General features: G+C 35.3%; 19 protein-coding genes. 5 read left to right on the top strand and 14 right to left on the bottom strand.

From position 1 onward, the window contains the following. Positions 1-70: 70 nt before the first annotated feature. Positions 71-724 carry a metal-dependent transcriptional regulator gene (locus IEV84_RS02325; protein WP_188492016.1) on the top strand — a complete coding sequence of 218 codons (654 nt, stop codon included), beginning with the start codon at positions 71-73 and terminating at the stop codon, positions 722-724. A gap of 110 nt (positions 725-834) precedes the next feature. On the opposite strand, the gene IEV84_RS02320 is transcribed toward IEV84_RS02325, so the two are convergent. From IEV84_RS02320 to IEV84_RS02265, 12 genes are all read right to left on the bottom strand, one after another. Continuing rightward, positions 835-960, bottom strand: a complete 126-nt coding sequence (locus IEV84_RS02320) for a FeoB-associated Cys-rich membrane protein (RefSeq protein WP_188492015.1) — start codon at positions 958-960, stop codon at positions 835-837. A gap of 7 nt (positions 961-967) precedes the next feature. Beyond that, complete coding sequence (gene feoB / locus IEV84_RS02315; RefSeq protein ID WP_188492014.1) at positions 968-3,067, bottom strand: ferrous iron transport protein B; 2,100 nt, start codon at positions 3,065-3,067, stop codon at positions 968-970. Beyond that, positions 3,067-3,306 (bottom strand): FeoA family protein, encoded by a 240-nt coding sequence (locus IEV84_RS02310; RefSeq protein ID WP_188492013.1) that lies wholly within the window; start codon positions 3,304-3,306, stop codon positions 3,067-3,069. The genes feoB and IEV84_RS02310 overlap by 1 nt, the downstream gene beginning before the upstream one ends. Before the next feature lie 115 nt (positions 3,307-3,421). Then, a complete protein-coding gene (locus IEV84_RS02305; protein WP_188492012.1) occupies positions 3,422-4,099 on the bottom strand; it encodes an SCO family protein in 678 nt (225 codons plus the stop codon). Positions 4,100-4,149: 50 nt separating this feature from the next. Continuing rightward, positions 4,150-5,094 carry a DMT family transporter gene (locus IEV84_RS02300; protein ID WP_188492011.1) on the bottom strand — a complete coding sequence of 315 codons (945 nt, stop codon included), beginning with the start codon at positions 5,092-5,094 and terminating at the stop codon, positions 4,150-4,152. Positions 5,095-5,098: 4 nt separating this feature from the next. After that, the gene (locus IEV84_RS02295) at positions 5,099-5,923 is read right to left on the bottom strand and encodes an NAD-dependent epimerase/dehydratase family protein (RefSeq protein WP_188492009.1); all 825 of its coding nucleotides are present in this window, start codon (positions 5,921-5,923) and stop codon (positions 5,099-5,101) included. A gap of 164 nt (positions 5,924-6,087) precedes the next feature. Next, positions 6,088-6,456, bottom strand: a complete 369-nt coding sequence (locus IEV84_RS02290) for a hypothetical protein (RefSeq protein WP_188492007.1) — start codon at positions 6,454-6,456, stop codon at positions 6,088-6,090. Positions 6,457-6,676: 220 nt separating this feature from the next. After that, complete coding sequence (gene pyk / locus IEV84_RS02285) at positions 6,677-8,110, bottom strand: pyruvate kinase (RefSeq protein ID WP_188492959.1); 1,434 nt, start codon at positions 8,108-8,110, stop codon at positions 6,677-6,679. A gap of 8 nt (positions 8,111-8,118) precedes the next feature. Beyond that, entirely contained in the window at positions 8,119-8,607 is a 489-nt protein-coding gene (locus IEV84_RS02280) for an IPExxxVDY family protein (RefSeq protein ID WP_188492005.1), read from the bottom strand. 114 nt (positions 8,608-8,721) lie between these two features. Beyond that, a complete protein-coding gene (rnc, locus tag IEV84_RS02275) occupies positions 8,722-9,462 on the bottom strand; it encodes a ribonuclease III (RefSeq protein ID WP_188492003.1) in 741 nt (246 codons plus the stop codon). 9 nt (positions 9,463-9,471) lie between these two features. Further along, positions 9,472-10,725, bottom strand: a complete 1,254-nt coding sequence (gene fabF, locus IEV84_RS02270) for a beta-ketoacyl-ACP synthase II (protein WP_188492001.1) — start codon at positions 10,723-10,725, stop codon at positions 9,472-9,474. 235 nt (positions 10,726-10,960) lie between these two features. After that, a complete protein-coding gene (locus IEV84_RS02265) occupies positions 10,961-11,197 on the bottom strand; it encodes an acyl carrier protein (protein ID WP_007137004.1) in 237 nt (78 codons plus the stop codon). 174 nt (positions 11,198-11,371) lie between these two features. On the opposite strand from IEV84_RS02265, the gene purN reads away from it, so the two are divergent. The 4 genes from purN to IEV84_RS02245 all read left to right on the top strand — a co-directional run bounded on the left by purN (position 11,372) and on the right by IEV84_RS02245 (position 15,505). Continuing rightward, positions 11,372-11,941 carry a phosphoribosylglycinamide formyltransferase gene (gene purN / locus IEV84_RS02260; protein ID WP_188492000.1) on the top strand — a complete coding sequence of 190 codons (570 nt, stop codon included), beginning with the start codon at positions 11,372-11,374 and terminating at the stop codon, positions 11,939-11,941. Between the two features lie 2 nt (positions 11,942-11,943). Then, entirely contained in the window at positions 11,944-12,423 is a 480-nt protein-coding gene (rnhA, locus tag IEV84_RS02255) for a ribonuclease HI (protein WP_188491998.1), read from the top strand. A 75-nt stretch (positions 12,424-12,498) separates the two neighbouring features. After that, on the top strand, positions 12,499-13,422 hold the full coding sequence (locus IEV84_RS02250) for a PfkB family carbohydrate kinase (protein WP_188491996.1): 924 nt from the start codon (positions 12,499-12,501) through the stop codon (positions 13,420-13,422). A 184-nt stretch (positions 13,423-13,606) separates the two neighbouring features. Next, the gene (locus tag IEV84_RS02245) at positions 13,607-15,505 is read left to right on the top strand and encodes an amidophosphoribosyltransferase (RefSeq protein ID WP_188491994.1); all 1,899 of its coding nucleotides are present in this window, start codon (positions 13,607-13,609) and stop codon (positions 15,503-15,505) included. 368 nt (positions 15,506-15,873) lie between these two features. Here the strand turns inward: IEV84_RS02245 and IEV84_RS02240 are convergent, their stop codons facing one another. Next, positions 15,874-16,482, bottom strand: coding sequence for a superoxide dismutase (locus tag IEV84_RS02240; protein ID WP_188491992.1), 609 nt, complete (start codon positions 16,480-16,482; stop codon positions 15,874-15,876). A 121-nt stretch (positions 16,483-16,603) separates the two neighbouring features. Then, positions 16,604-17,287: a ComF family protein gene (locus tag IEV84_RS02235; RefSeq protein WP_188491990.1), complete on the bottom strand. Its 684-nt coding sequence runs from the start codon at positions 17,285-17,287 to the stop codon at positions 16,604-16,606. Positions 17,288-17,353: the final 66 nt, after the last annotated feature.

The raw sequence follows: 17,353 nt of genomic DNA, 5'->3' as shown, positions 1-17,353 counted from the left end.
GTATTAAGATTTTAATTTCAGATTCCTAAAATCTGCAATCTAAAATCTGCAATCTAAAATCTGCAATCCAATGACTTTTTCAGAAGAAAATTATCTTAAAGCGATATACCATCTTACCGTAGTTTCCGGATCGGGAGTAAGCACTAATGCCATTGCCGAAGTAATGGAAACTAAGGCCTCTTCGGTGACGGATATGTTGAAGAAGTTGGCCGAAAAAGATTTGGTTAATTATAAAAAATACCAGGGTGTTACACTAACCGATAAGGGGAAATTAGAGGCTAAAATGATTGTTAGAAAACACCGTCTTTGGGAAGTTTTCCTGGTCGAAAAATTAGCTTTTTCCTGGGATGAAGTGCATGATATTGCCGAACAATTGGAACACATCAAATCGGAAAAACTGATTAATAAACTTGATGATTTTTTAGGGAATCCTACCGAAGATCCTCATGGTGATCCTATTCCTAATGCGCAGGGATTGCTTCCTAAAATTGATAAACAATTACTTTCGGAGTTGGCTGAAGGACAAAAAGGGATTTGTGTGGGGGTAAAAGATACATCTTCAGAATTTTTAAAATACCTGGATAAACAAGGAATTGCTTTGGGTTCTACAATTGAAATTTTAGGAAAAGAAAGTTTCGATTTGTCGCTTCGAATCAAAGTGGGTGAACAACATTTAAATATTTCGAATAAAATTGCCAGTAATTTATTTGTGAAACTATCTTAGTTGTATAAAGAAAATTTACCGCAAATTCGCAAATTTTAATTTCTTTTGAAAGAGAAATAATTTGCGAATTTGCGGTAATAATTTTGAATAATTTTTCTGTTCGGAAAATATTAATGACACCCACAATCGTCACCTCCGCAATTTTTATCCTTTTTTTTCTTCTTTAAAAAGAATTTTTGAAAAAGATAAACAACGGCAATACCAAGGATTAAAAAGGCTATAATTTCCTGAAACATATCGGATTTATTTTAAAATTTGATAAGCTAATAAGGCTGTCAGATAAGCAAAACTACTCATGAAAAGTAATTGCCCCAGAGGCCATTTCCAACTGTTGGTTTCCTTTTTAGTGATGGCAAGTGTACTGGCACATTGCAAGGCAAAAGCATAGAATAACAATAACGATATTCCGCTGGCAAAATTGAATATTTTAGTTCCTGTTTCAGGATGAATTTCAGATGCCATTTTGTTTTTAATAGTCGTTTCGTTGTCTGTTCCGCCCACGCTGTAAATAGTTGCCAGGGTTCCTACAAATACTTCTCTGGCGGCAAAAGAACTAATGATGGCAATACCTATTTTCCAGTCGTATCCTAAGGGAGAAATAACCGGTTCGATGGTTTTTCCCATAATCCCGATGTATGAATTCTCCAGTTTTTGAGAAGCAACGGCATTTTCAAAATCTACTTCGTTTAAAGGCTTTTCGGCTGTTCTTTCTTTTACAATAGTTTCGGCTTCGTTAAAATCTTTTCCGGGTCCGTAAGAGGCTAAAAACCATAAGATAATCGAAATAGCTAAGATTATCTTTCCTGCTCCCGAGATAAAAGCTTTTGTTTTTTCAACTACATTGATGGCAACGTTTTTAAATAATGGCAGTTTGTAGTTGGGCATTTCGACTACAAAGAAAGTTTTGCCACTTATTTTCATAATTTTATTCAGGATATAAGCCGAAAATATTGCCATCCCAAAACCTAAAAGATACAATAACATCAACGCCAGTCCTTGAAGATTTAAAAATCCCAATATGCGGTCATTAGGGATTACCAGCGCAATGATAATGGCATAAACGGGTAATCGGGCCGAACAAGTGGTAAACGGAGTGACCAGAATGGTAATGAGACGTTCTTTCCAGCTTTCGATATTTCGGGTAGCCATGATCGCGGGAATGGCACAGGCAGTTCCGGAGATTAACGGAACGACACTTTTTCCTGATAACCCAAAACGGCGCATGATTTTGTCCATAATAAAAACCACACGGCTCATATAGCCACTTTCTTCTAGTATGGAGATAAATAGAAATAAAAAGGCAATTTGTGGAATAAAAATCAGGATTCCTCCAATTCCGGGAATGATTCCCTGTGAAATTAAATCGGTTAAAATGCCCGAAGGAAGTTCCTCGGCAGCCATATTACTTAAGGAAGCAAAAGTACTGTCGATGAAATCCATTGGAATTGAAGACCAATTAAATATAGATTGGAAAATCACAAAAAGAATGGCAAAGAAAATAATGTATCCCCAAAATTTATGGGTTAATACACGGTCTAATTTAGAACGAAAATCTTTTGCCACACTGCTGTCAACAGTTAATCCTACTTTTAAAACATCATTGATAAACTGGTAACGTTTGATGGTTTCCTGCTGCTGTAAGCGTTTTAATTCGCTGTGCGATTTGGTAAACGAACTCTGGATTTTTTTTCTTTCTAAATTTAAAAAGTTAACATCCTGCGTGATTACTAACCAAAGTTTGTACAATAACAAGTCCGGAAAGGCTTTTTGTAAATTGTTAAAATATTCTTTATCAATAATCGAGGCATTCAAACAAGGTTCGGTCGAAATGGATTTGTAGGTTACAATAAGGTCTTTAAGTTCCTCAATTCCTTGTGATTTTCTCGAACTGATTAGTGCAATTTTTGTTTTTAATTGCTCTTCCAGAAACGGAATATCAAGAGAAATTCCTTTGCTTTCCATGCGGTCAGCCATATTAATAACTAAGATAGTTGGAATTTCAAGGTCTTTGATTTGGGTAAAAAGCAGTAAGTTTCTCTTTAGATTTTCAACATCAGAAACTACTAATGCGACATCAGGATACAACTTGTCGTTTTTATTTAAAAGCAATTCTATTACCACATTTTCATCAATAGAACTGGCGTTTAAGCTGTACGTTCCCGGTAAATCAAGAATGTTGGCTTTGATATTATGAGGCAATTTGCAAAAACCTATTTTTTTCTCTACCGTAATTCCCGGATAATTCCCTACCTGTTGGTTTAAACCTGTAAGTTGATTAAAAACCGAAGTCTTCCCTACGTTGGGATTTCCAATTAAAGCTACGTTAATATTTTGATGAATCATTAAAGCGCATTTTTGATAAGTTCTACTTCAATTTCTTTGGCAGTTTCCAGACGAATAGCCAGATGAGAACCATTGACATCTAAATACAACGGATCTCCAAAAGGAGCTATTTGAAGTAATTCGACCGTGTTTCCCGGCAAGCAACCCATTTCAAGTAACTTTAAAGGAATGATGTCGATATCAAAATCTTTGATAATTGCTTTTTCGTTTTTTCGTAATGAATGTATAGTGGTACGCAAAGTCTTATTTAGATTGAATTAAGATTGTAAAAATACGTATTATATTGTAAAATCGAATACTAATTGCGGCGTTTTATGCTTCAAATAGCGTTAATTAAAGCATAAAAGTTGTTTTTTAATCTGCTTCTTTTCCGTTGCTTAAAAACTGAATGTCTTCAATTAATTTCCGGATGTCTTCTTTTTTAGTACCGTCATAAAAACCGCGAACTCTTTTTTTAGTATCTACCAATACAAAATTTTCGGTATGAACCATATCGTATAATTGGCTGGGTTTGCCCAGTTTTACAGCCAAATAGGATTTTCTGGCCATCTTATAAATTTCCTTTTTGTCTCCCGTAACCAAATTCCATTTGCTATCGTCAACACCATGATCTAAAGCATATCTTTTTAGCACCGGTACACTATCCACTTCGGGAAAAACGGTGTGCGACAACAACATTACTTTGGGATTATTGCGAATTGCTTTTTGAACTTCGGCTAAATTGGTGGTCATTTTAGGGCAAATAGTACCACAGGTTGTGAAAAAGAAATCAGCCACATAAATTTTTCCTTCGTAATCTTTTTGAGTAATGGTTTTTCCGTTTTGATTCGTAAACGAAAAATCAGCAATTGTATGGTATTTACTCACATATTGCACGGTGCTGTCCACCAGTTCCGGATTTACATCGGCAGGATTGTAAATAGGAAGCGTTTTTTGAGGCTTTAGCGCATTGTAAAAAAGACTAAGCGTAATTGCCGAAAAAACTACAAAGATACCAATGAAAATGCGGTATTTATATAAAACAGATTTCATGAATTTTTTTTGCAAAAATACAAAAACTGTATTGGAAATCAGGATGCTCTTTATTTAATTAAAATGTTTGTTTTTTTACGGCTTTTTCGTAGCGATTGATTGACCAGGTACAAACCAAAAAGAGTGACAATTCCGCCTAATGCAATTGAAATACTCAGGCTTTCGCCAAAAATAATCGAACCTAAAAGAACCGCCACCACGGGATTCATATAGGCATAAAGACTACTGACTTCGGGAGGGAGATGCTGTAAGGAATAGATAAAAACGGTAAAAGTGATTAAGGAACCTACAATGACCAGATAAGCTATGGCAAGCCATGTGTTAAGCGGAATTTGGTTAAGATTAACCGAAATTCCGGTAGCACCGTTGTAGGCAAATAAAAGCAGACCCGATATAAACATTTGCAATCCAAGACTGAAATAAGGATTGAAAGTAGCTGCTTTTTTCTTGGTATATAAGGTGCCAAAAGCCCATGTAATGGTAGCAATAACCGATAGTATAATTCCCAGTCTGAAATCAGGAATCAGGAAATCGCCCAGATGTTCATAAAAGATAACACAAATACCTGCAAAACTAATCAGGGTGCCTGTTACGGCTAATTTAGCAATACGTTCCCCTCTAAAAAAAGAAATGAGTACCACCCAAATAGGGAAAATAGCAGCAATAATAGCACCTAATCCGCTGCTGATGTATTTTACACCCGCTGTACTCAAACCATTACTTAAGGTAAAATTCAAAATGGCAAGGATAACGATGGTTTTCCATTGTTTGCCTTTAGGCCAGGGAGCTTTAGTAAGCAAAAAAAAGACAATATAAAGTAATCCCGCAATAAACTGACGAATAGCTGCCATTTGAATTCCCGGAATATAGCGCACTCCTTCTTTGGAAGCAATCCAGGTAGTGCCCCAGAAAAAACCAACCCAAATCAGTGCCAGAATGGGTAGTCCAATGGCATTGATTTTAGTTGAAAAGCTGTTTTTTATCTTAGTAAGCAATGGGTTATAATGTTTTTTTTATAAAAGTATAGTTCAGTTTTTCTATCAAATAATCACTTAAAATGGTTTTTCCTGTCGAAGGATTTTGATAGTTAAATGTAGGTGGAACCAAATTTTCGGCTACCGCTTTTTCGGTATAATAGACTTCCCTGCTGGGATGAAAAGGAGTTACCGCATTTAGAGTTGTGTTCCAGCAGTTTGTTTCAATAATTTTCAGAATAATGCCGATACAATCTTTGAGATCAATTAAGTTGATTGGCGCTTCGGGATTAGGAACATTTTCTTTCCCGGCTAAGAATCGTGCGGGATTGCGGTCTTCGCCAATTAAACCTCCAAAACGCAAAATAGTAGTTTTGAAATGAGTATTCGCTAATAATAATTGCTCAATTTCCAATAATTGTTTACCGCTTTCGGTAACAGGAACAGCAGGACTGTTTTGGTCAATTATCTCATTAGCTTCACCGTAAACTGCTGTCGAACTGATGAAAAGCACGTTTTCTACAGAAGATTTTTCAATAAAAGGCAATAGATTTTCGATTTTTTTGACAAAAGAATTATGCTGAGCATCGGAATAATCCTTGTTTTTTCCTCTTAATTTAGGCGGAATGGCAATAATCAGGGTTTTGCTTCCTGCTAAAAAATCAGCAAATATATTCGGAACAGTATTGGAATCTAAGGTTAATAAAAAGCTTTGAATTCCGGCATTTGTTAATGTTTCCAGTTTTTCGGTTGATGTGGTTGAACCTTTAACTAAAAAGTTTTCTTTCAGTAAGGCTTTCGCCAAAGGCAATCCCAGCCATCCGCAACCCAGTATGCTAATTTGTGTCATTTTACCTTAGATTATTTCAGGATGTAAATTTCCATATAATTATTGGACTTTTGGGATTACAGATTGTTCTTTTTTTGTGGTATTGAATTGGTTAAAATAAAAAGTTTCATTTCCACAAACCTATTTGTAGCAATGAAACTTTTTTGTTTAAGATATTGAAATGTTTAATTACTGCTCAGTGTAATCTTCATTTTATCGCTGTCTAATATCACTTGGTCATCTGTTATGGTGCTTTCAAAAGAGAATGGAGTGCCGTTTTCATCTTTGATGACCAGATTTTTGCCTTTTTTGGTCAAGGCATAGGTACCGTCATTTATTTCGCTTTCCAGATAGCCGCTTACATGTCCGTCCTTAGTAAAAGTCAAAGTTCCATTGCTTAGAATGTCGTTTTTGACAGAATCAAGCTGAGGTGTTTTGGCTTCTACTCCGGTAACTTTCCAGGTGTTGACTAAGTTGTTTCGCTTTTGATTACAGGAAATAATCAGTGCTGTTAATAACGCAGCACCAAAGATAAATAATTGAGACTTTTTCATGATTTTTTGGGTATTAGGTTATACTGTACAAGTTACGAAAAATAGAAATTCAAAATATCAATTTGTAAATAATTGATTTCGTATAACTTATTGCTGGTTAATCATGCTGTTTTGAAAACAAAAAAATGACCGAAATTGAATTTCAAAATCGGTCATTTTTATTTTTTATTCAAAAGCTGTATTTGCTTTTGAATGTATTTTTGTGTTGAAGAAAAGAGATTTAACTGATTTCTGAAACTCTCATAGTGTTTACCATTCCTTTTTCGGAAATAGGCATAGAAGCCAGATTGATGATATAATCACCAGCTGCAACATGTCCTTTTTCTTTAGCGATTTTGTTGATATCAGTTACAGTTGTGTCGGTACTTTCTTCTTTGTCGTAGAAATAAGTTCTAACCCCCCATAGTAAACTCAATTGGGTAAGGATTCTTTTGTTTGAAGTAAAAACTAAAATTTCAGAAGTTTTAGGTCTCCAGGCTGATAATTGAAAAGCAGTATAACCACTATTAGTCATTGTAGAAATTGCTTTTGCCTGAATCGTATTAGACATTTCAGCCGCCTGACGACAGATGGTTTTTGTGATAAAACGATTCGTTTTGATTTGTGGAGTGTTTTGTGGTACCTGAATTAAATCAGAGTTTTCTACGGCCTCACAAATTTGAGTCATTTTTTGGATTACCTGTACTGGGTAATTTCCGGCAGCAGTTTCTCCCGAAAGCATTACCGCATCAGCACCGTCCATTACTGAGTTAGCTACGTCGTTAACTTCGGCTCTGGTAGGAGTTAAGCTGGTAATCATGGTTTCCATCATTTGCGTAGCAACGATAACAGGGATTCTGGCAGTTTTAGCTCTGCGGATTAAGTCTTTTTGTACCAATGGCACTTCGTGAGCAGGAAGTTCCACTCCAAGGTCTCCACGAGCCACCATTAATGCGTCACAGTAAGCCACAATTTTATCCATGTTTTCTAATGCTTCCGGCATTTCGATTTTGGCAACAATTGGAATTTTGTTTTCAGAATGCTCAGCTATTAAGTCTTGAAGATCTTTTAAATCCTGAGGTGTTTTTACGAAAGAAAGTGCAATCCAATCTACTTTTTGACCAATTGCAAAAATAGCGTCAGCAATATCTTTTTCAGTCAAAGCTGGAAGAGAAATTTTAGTATTAGGAAGGTTAACTCCTTTTTTAGATTTTAATTCACCACCCTGAACTACTTTAGCAACTACTTCTGATTTTTTATCAGTAGAAACGATTTCGAAAATTAATTTTCCATCATCCAATAAGATTCTTTCTCCCGGATTAACATCGTTTGGAAAGTTTTGGTATTTCATGAAAACTCTTTCAGCAGTTCCAATAATGTCTTCGGCTGTAGTAAATGTGATTAAATCACCATCGTTAACAACAACACCGTCGTTCATTACCCCAACACGAAGTTTAGGTCCTTGTAAGTCTGCTAGTATGGCTGTAGTATAACCGAATTCTTCATTAAGATCACGAATGATTTTTATTCTGTTTTCTACATCAGTATAATCAGCATGAGAGAAGTTAATTCTAAATACGTTTACACCAGCTTCAACCATGTCCTTTATGATTTCTCTTGTGCTGCAAGCAGGCCCAAGGGTAGCCACAATTTTAGTTTTCTTGTTTGTTGTAATCATTTGCATTAAAAAATTAGATTGTTTTTAGATTTTATTTGTTCTGTATCAACAGTATAAACTGTTGTTATGTTGTCTATAGTGTTTAATATTGTTTTTATTTGATTGATGTCAATGCTGTCATCGGTATTGTCTATTTTTAAAAAATAATCGGCTTTTTTAAATTCAGGCAATAGATAGACTTTTGTCGAAATGCTCTCAGTCGAACTTGAAAATAAGTTCTGGATTTGATCATTTTGTTCCTGAACAACCTCGTTTTTGTTCTGAACTAAATTCCAGGCAACAGTATTTTCTTCGTCATAATAATAAAATCTCGAAAATTTTGTTTCTCCTTCTTTGATATTTATTTGAACTTCATCAGCACTCTTTGCTAGATTTATAGGAAGTTTTTGATTGATAAAATATGCCAATCGGTAATCTTCTAAAGAAGTATGAATTGCGATAAGGTTGTAATCAATCTCATCAAATTCGTCAAGACTTAATTTATGAACAGCCATCTTCATTAAAAATAAAGATGTAAATATACTATTTCTATCGAAGTTTAAGTGTTGAAAATATAATGATTTCGTTAAATTTAAAACGAAAACGTTATAGCTTTGAGGAAATTACTATTATTTTTTGTTCATTTTTTCCTGAAATGCAAAATAGGCGCGTTGAGAAGCTTTTTCTTCGGCTTTCTTTTTAGAAGTGGCTCTTGCTTTTGCAATTACTTTTTCGTCAATGCTCAATTTGACTCCAAATAGTCTTTGCCCGTCTATGGCGTTATCTTCAAAAATGTCATAATGAAATTGTTTTTTTTCTTTTTGACACCATTCGATAATTAAACTTTTGTAGCTGATTACTTTTCCTTCGAGTCTGGAAATATCAACATAAGGGATGATGACTCTTTGTTGGATAAATTTTTCGCAAAAAGGGTAACCTTTGTCAAGATAAATGGCTCCAATGAGTGATTCAAAAATATTTCCGTGTATGTTTTCGCCAAAATGCTGTACCGGAACTTTACTTTCGACAAAACGAATCAGGTCGAGATCTTTTCCTAACTCATTTAGGTGTTCCCGGCTCACAATTTTAGAGCGCATTTTAGTAAGATAGCCCTCGTCTCCGTAAGGTGCTTCGTTAAATAAATGTGCTGCAATTACAGAACTTAACATAGCGTCTCCCAAAAATTCCAAACGTTCGTAACTTATAGCATTACCAGCAGTGTCCAGTTTTCCTGAAGATCGGTGGGTAAAGGCTTTGTGATAATGATTCAGTTCATTTGGGGAAAAACCAAGAATTTTTTGGATGGCATCAAAAAAAATCCCGTCTTCTTGAGAACGGGATTTCTTGAATATTTTTTTAAATATACTCATAGTATCAAATTAGATTCCTAATTTTTTTACTAATACACAAGCATTATGACCTCCAAAACCAAAAGTGTTACTCATTACAACATTCATTTCTCTTTTTTGAGCCGTGTTGAAAGTGAAGTTTAACTTAGGGTCAATTTTTTCATCATCTGTGAAATGATTAATAGTAGGAGGAACGATTCCGTGTTTTATAGAAAGAATAGCAGAAATTGTTTCAATTGCTCCTGCAGCTCCCAGTAAGTGACCTGTCATGGATTTTGTTGAATTCAAATTCATGGTGTAAGCATGTTCTCCAAAAACTTGTTCGATTGCTTTACTTTCAGCCATGTCTCCCAGAGGTGTTGAAGTTCCGTGCATGTTTACTCCGTCAACATCAGTTGGTTTTAAACCGGCATCTCTTAAACAGTTCAGCATTACGTTTCTGGCACCTAGCCCTTCCGGATGCGGAGCTGTAATATGATGCGCATCTGCCGACATACCGCCACCACCTATTTCGCAATAGATTTTAGCACCACGTGCTACAGCATGTTCGTATTCTTCAAGAATGATGGCTCCCGCACCTTCTCCAAGTACAAATCCGTCACGGTCTTTGTCCATTGGTCTTGAAGCTGTTTTAGGATCGTCATTTCTGGTTGATAAGGCATGCATAGCATTAAAACCTCCCATACCTGCAATAGTTACTGCGGCTTCTGAACCTCCGGTTACCATGATGTCAGCATGACCTAATCTAATGTAGTTGAATGCATCAATAATAGCGTTTGTAGAAGAAGCACAGGCAGAAACAGTTCCGAAGTTAGGTCCTCTGAAACCGTATTTTATAGAAATATGTCCACAAGCAATATCACCAATCATTTTTGGGATAAAAAATGGATTGAATCGAGGTGATCCGTCACCAGCAGCAAAATTAAGAACTTCGATCTGGAAAGTTTCTAAACCTCCAATTCCTGAACCCCAGATTACTCCTGCGCGATCTTTGTCTACTTTTTCTAAATCAAAATTAGCGTCTTTCATTGCTTCGTCAGAAGAAACCATGGCATATTGAGCATAACGGTCCATTTTTCTGGCTTCTTTTCGATCTATAAATTCTTCAACATTGAAGTTTTTAAGTTCGCAAGCAAATTGAGTTCTAAATTTTGAAGCATCAAAATAAGTTATTGGTGCAGCCCCACTAACTCCGTTAATTAGACCATTCCAATACTCTTCTATATTGTTTCCAATAGGAGTAAGGGCACCTAAACCTGTTACAACAACTCGTCTTAATACCATATATTCTGTATTTTGTTATCTTTAAACAAGCAAAACCCACGCTTTCTTTTGTTTTTATACCTAAGAGCCATGGGTGTTACATTATGTGTAATTGATTGAAATTCAATCGGACTTTTAATTTAAAAAAAATAATAACACCCGAATTTCTAAAAATATCAATTTTCAAAAAACAAATTCCAATTTTGGGATTTGGATATTCAAATTTTAGAATTTTTAGAAACCGGGTGCAAGTGTATTATTTTTTAGCTTCTTCGATGTAAGAAATAGCTTGACCAACAGTAGCAATGTTTTCAGCTTGATCGTCTGGAATTTGAATGTCAAATTCTTTTTCGAACTCCATAATAAGCTCAACAGTGTCTAATGAGTCAGCTCCTAAATCATTAGTGAAGCTTGCTTCTGTTACAACTTCGTTTTCGTCAACGCCTAATTTGTCTACGATAATCGCTTTTACTCTTGATGCAATGTCTGACATAATCTTTAATTTTAGAATTTAATTTGTGGCAAAAATAAAAAACTTTATTTTAAAACAATCATTTAGTTGATAAATGTAACGTCTAAAATAAAAAATAATTTTGAACAAAGACTTCCTAATGCTATTTAATTTCGTTTTTTATTCTTTTTTTTGTGTGCTTAAATGAGATGAATTATGAAAAAAATTGTTGTTTTTGCTTCCGGATCCGGTACTAATGCTGAGAATATTATTAGACACTTTAAAGGAGGGTCTGTTGGTACTGTTGTAAGTGTTTTTACAAATAACGCAAAAGCAAAGGTGATAGACAGAGCTAAAAATCATGCGGTTCCAGTTGAGATTTTTACGAAATCGGAGTTGTATGAGGATGTTTTGGTTCAAAAAATAAAGGCTATACAGCCGGATTTAATCGTTCTGGCGGGATTTTTATTGAAATTTCCGGATGCTCTTATCGCTGCTTATCCTGATAAAATAATAAATGTGCATCCGGCTTTGTTGCCAAAATATGGTGGAAAAGGAATGTATGGTATGCATGTGCACAGAGCTGTTGTGGAGAATAAAGAAAAAGAATCGGGAATAACCATTCATTATGTGAATGAGAATTATGACGAAGGTGCTATTATTTTTCAAAAACAGGTAACGGTATTGACGACCGATACGCCGGAGGTAGTTGCTGAAAAAATTCATGAATTAGAGCAAAAGTATTTTCCGGGAGTTGTCGAAGATTTGTTAACGGCTAAATCATAAATTTGGATTATCAGGTACATATATATACTGACGGAGCTGCAAAGGGAAATCCCGGGCCTGGTGGTTATGGGGTAGTGATGGAGTTGGTAGGAACCGCGCATAAAAAAGAATTTTACGAAGGTTTTCGGTATACTACTAATAACAGAATGGAATTACTGGCGGTGATTGTTGGTCTCGAAAAGCTAAAAAATCCAAATATGAAGGTTCTGGTGGTTTCTGATTCTAAATATGTGGTGGACTCTGTTGTGAAAAAATGGGTTTTAGGATGGGAAAAGAAAGCTTTTACAGGAAGAAAAAATGCTGACTTATGGCAGCGCTTTTTGCGGGTTTATCGAAAACATCAGGTTGATTTTAAATGGATAAAAGGACATAATAATCATCCCCAAAACGAACGCTGTGATGCTTTAGCAGTTTTTGCATCCAACCAAAAAAACTTATCAATTGATGCTTTTTATGAGAATGAAGAGGGTAAAATATTATGATAATTTTGCCAATTTTAACTTTTGCAAGATTGTAACTTATAAACTATCTTTGCACTTTAATTCGAAATTCATAAAATGAATAAATTATTGATTGTTGGAACAGTCGCTTTCGACGCAATTGAAACTCCTTTCGGTAAAACCGATAAAATTTTAGGCGGAGCCGGAACTTACATAGGACTTTCTGCGGCTTTTTTCAACTTACAATCAGCTATTGTATCTGTAGTAGGTGATGATTTTCCTCAGGAATATTTAGATTTACTAACAGAAAGAAATATCGATATTTCTGGTCTTGAAGTAGTGAACGGAGGGAAGACATTTTTTTGGAGCGGTCGTTATCATAATGACTTGAATTCAAGAGATACCTTAGATACACAATTAAACGTTTTGGCGGATTTTCAGCCAAAAGTCCCTGAAGATTATAAAAATGCCGATGTGGTGATGTTAGGAAACTTGCATCCTCTAGTGCAAAGCAGTGTTTTAGATCAGTTGGAATCGAAGCCAAAATTAGTGGTTTTAGATACTATGAATTTTTGGATGGACTGCGCTTTACCTGAATTATTAGATGTAATCAAGCGTGTAGACGTAATTACTATTAATGATGAGGAAGCAAGACAGCTTTCGGGAGAATATTCATTAGTAAAAGCTGCTGCTAAAATTCATGCTATGGGGCCTGAATTTGTGGTGATTAAAAAGGGAGAACACGGAGCCTTGTTGTTTCATGGAAATCAGGTTTTCTTTGCACCGGCACTTCCTTTAGAAGAAGTCTTTGATCCAACAGGAGCTGGAGATACTTTTGCAGGAGGTTTTGCAGGATTTATTGCTCAGAGTGAAAATGTTTCTTTTGAGAACATGAAAAACGCAATTATATATGGTTCCAATTTAGCTTCTTTTTGTGTAGAGAAGTTCGGAACTGAACGAATGGTGAGTTTGGATAAACAAGAGGTTGTGTCTCGATTAAAGCAATTTAAGTCATTAACACAATTTGATATAGAATTATAATGCTTTGAAGCCTCGGAAACGAGGCTTTTTTTGTTCAATATCTAATACTAACCGGGTTTCTTAATTTAGATTAAGGGATATAAAGGTGAAAAAAATGGAATTTTGTAATTCCAAAATAACAAAGTAAACTTTAGCAATAAAGTTTGATAAAATAGAATAACACAACAACACAAATACAACTACAATGAGCGATGCTTTAAAACATGAATGTGGAATAGCTTTAGTTAGACTACTGAAACCGCTTGAATTTTACAAAGAAAAGTACGGTTCTGCTTTTTATGGGATACAAAAAATGTATCTAATGATGGAGAAACAGCACAATCGTGGGCAGGATGGCGCCGGTTTTGCAAGTATAAAACTAGATGTTGAGCCGGGTGAGCGATATATTAGCAGAGTGCGTTCTAATCAGGCACAACCTATTCAGGATGTGTTTGCTCAAATTAATGAGCGAATTAATGATGAAATGACAAATCATCCGGAATATGCGGATGATGTGGCAGCGCAAAAAGCAAATATTCCTTACATAGGGGAATTGTTTTTAGGACACGTTCGTTATGGTACTTTTGGGAAAAACAGTATCGAAAGTGTACACCCTTTCTTGCGTCAAAATAACTGGATGCATCGAAATTTGATTTTGGCAGGGAATTTTAATATGACTAATGTTAAAGAGCTTTTTCAAAATCTTATCGATTTAGGTCAGCATCCAAAAGAAATGGCAGATACGGTTACAGTGATGGAGAAAATAGGACATTTCCTTGATAATGCAGTAACTGATTTGTACCAGGAATGTAAAAACGAAGGATATAATAAGCGAGAAGCTTCACCTGTAATTGCTGAAAGGTTAGATATTGCCAGAATTTTAACCAGAGCATCTAAAAACTTAGACGGAGGTTATGCAATGGCAGGACTTTTAGGGCATGGTGATGCTTTTGTTTTTAGGGATCCTGCGGGAATTCGTCCGGCATATTACTATCAGGATGATGAAGTTGTAGTAGTGGCTTCAGAAAGACCTGTGATCCAAACGGTTTTCAATGTGCCATTTGATCAGGTAAAAGAGATTGATCCGGGAAGTGCTTTGATTATTAAGAAAAGTGGATTGGTTTCGATGAAAGAGATTTTAACTCCAACAGTTAAAAAGGCTTGTTCTTTTGAGCGAATCTATTTTTCAAGAGGAAGTGATGCCGAAATTTATCAGGAAAGAAAGAATTTAGGGAAATTGATTTTGCCTGCGGTTCTTGATGCTATCGATCAGGATACTGATAACACGGTGTTTTCATATATTCCTAATACTGCCGAAACTTCTTTTTATGGATTGGTTGAAGCGGCTCAGGATTTCTTAAACCAAAGAAAGAACAATTATATTTTAGCTAATAGAAATACTTTAACTGCTGAGACTTTACAGGAATTGCTGGCGGTAAAAATCAGAACTGAAAAAGTAGCTATTAAAGATGCTAAACTTAGAACTTTTATTACTGCTGATGACAGTCGTGATGATTTAGTGGCTCACGTTTATGATGTGACTTACGGAGTGATTAAGCCTGAGGATAATTTGGTGATTATTGATGATAGTATTGTTAGGGGTACAACTCTTAAAAAGAGTATCATAAAAATGATGGATCGTTTGAATCCAAAACGTATTGTGATTGTTTCTTCGGCACCACAAATTCGTTATCCGGATTGCTACGGAATTGATATGGCTAAATTAGAGGGTTTAGTTGCTTTTAGAGCGGCTCTTGAGCTTTTGAAAGAAAGAGACCTGTATCATATTGTTGATGAAGTGTATGCTAAATGTAAGGCACAAGAGAATTACAAGGATACTGATGTGGTGAATTATGTTTCTGCAATTTATGAGCCGTTCTCAGATCAGGAGATTTCAGATAAAATCGCTGAAATGTTAAGTTCGCCTGAAATTAAAGCTGAGGTTAAGATTATATTCCAAACTGTAGAAGATTTGCATGTTGCTTGTCCTAAGAATTTAGGGGATTGGTACTTTACGGGAGATTATCCTACAGCGGGTGGAAACAGGGTGGTAAACCGTGCTTTCATGAATTTTTACGAAGGTAAGGACGCAAGAGCTTATTAATTGGTAAATTGAGTTATTTATCGGTTTTTTAGGTTGTTTATCCTAAATGTTTGTGTGCAATTTATTATCGCCATAAATTTGATATACCATAATATTAGTAGGTTAAGTTTATGGTAGATTTGGGGCAAAAAAGGTGGAAGCAATTCCACCTTTTTTATTGGAATAAAGTGAGGAAGAAAATAGAAAATAGAAAATAGAAAATAGAAAATAGAATAAAGAGGAGAGACGAGCGAATTTTGTATTTGGCTCGTCTTTTTTATTAGAATAAAGTTTAAAAAGAGAAAATTACTATGGAATAGATATAAAAAAAATAGACAAACAACTTTCAAGTCATCTGTCTATTTTCTGTATTCTTTTATCTAAAAATACTATTTTTCTAAAGCATATCTTTTAGCTACTTCAGTCCAGTTGATTACATTGAAGAAAGCTTCGATATAATCAGGTCTTCTGTTTTGGTAGTTTAAGTAGTAAGCGTGCTCCCAAACGTCCATTCCTAAGATTGGAGTTCCTCCGCATCCAACACCCGGCATTAATGGGTTGTCTTGGTTTGGAGTTCCGCAAACATCTAATTTCCCACCTTTTTGAACACATAACCAAGCCCATCCTGAACCAAATTGTGTTGCTCCGGCTTTGCTGAATTTAGCTTTGAATTCTTCAAATGATCCAAAAGCAGCTTCGATAGCAGCTAATAATTCTCCGGTTGGTTGTCCGCCACCGTTAGGAGACATAACAGTCCAAAAAAGATTGTGGTTGTAAAAACCTCCACCATTGTTACGAACGGCAGCATTAGCCATATCAAGATTAATCAGGATATTTTCGATTGTTTTACCTTCCATATCCGTTCCGGCAATAGCAGCGTTAAGGTTAGTAGTGTAAGCATTATGATGCTTTGTGTGGTGGATTTCCATTGTACGAGCATCAATATGTGGTTCTAGTGCGTCATACGCATAAGGTAATTGCGGTAATTCAAAAGCCATGATATTTTGTTTAAGGATTTATAAAAAATTTATCCAAAATTAAACATTTAAGTTTGCAATTGGAAATTCTTGTTCGTTAAATAAATGAGATAATGTGGTTTTTTGTTATTTTTTCAGTTTATTAAGATTGAGCCATTGCCATGCAAACGATGCTGATTTTGACTCCCGGAATCTTTAATAAGGCGCGTGAACAGGCTTCAAGTGTGGCGCCTGTTGTCATGACATCATCAATAATAATAAAATGTTTGTTGTGGTCTTTTTCGGTAAAATGAACGTCAAAAATAGTTTCAATTCCTTCTGTTCTGCCTAATAGGTTTTTCTTGGATTGGGTTTTCGAATATACTTTTCGAAATAAAATAGTCTCATTATAATCAAGTTCCAGTTTTTCAGCAAGTGATTTCCCAAAAGTACTCACTTGATTATAGCCTCTTTCTTTGTGCTTTTTAGGATGTAATGGAACGGGAATGATTTCGTCGGCTTTTAAGGAGGAAATGATTTCTTTTAAATCTTCGGTGTACCATTCGCCTAAAAGTGTTCCTACTTCTTCGTGACCTTTGTATTTTAAATTGTGAATCAGTTTTTGGACTATCCCTTTTTTGTGAAAATAAAGAAATGCTGAGGCATATTCGACAGGAATTCGACCGTAAAATTTCTTGAAAGCTTCGTTTTCTGTTAATAAATGGTGATTGGTAAGCGGGATATTGTGCCTGCAAATGCTGCAAATTACTTTTTCGTTAGCTAATAAAATAGCATCACAACCGGAACAGCTTTTTGGGAAGAATAGATTAATGATGCTTTTAAACATACAAAGTGTTTTTTATTCTAAAAATATAAAAATCAATGCTTCAAACTTTAATTTTTTTCTTTTTTT

Source organism: Flavobacterium palustre (assembly GCF_014639535.1).
GTDB lineage: Bacteria > Bacteroidota > Bacteroidia > Flavobacteriales > Flavobacteriaceae > Flavobacterium > Flavobacterium palustre.
Note: the sequence above shows the minus strand (reverse complement) of the source record. Positions and strands in the feature narration are given on the sequence as shown.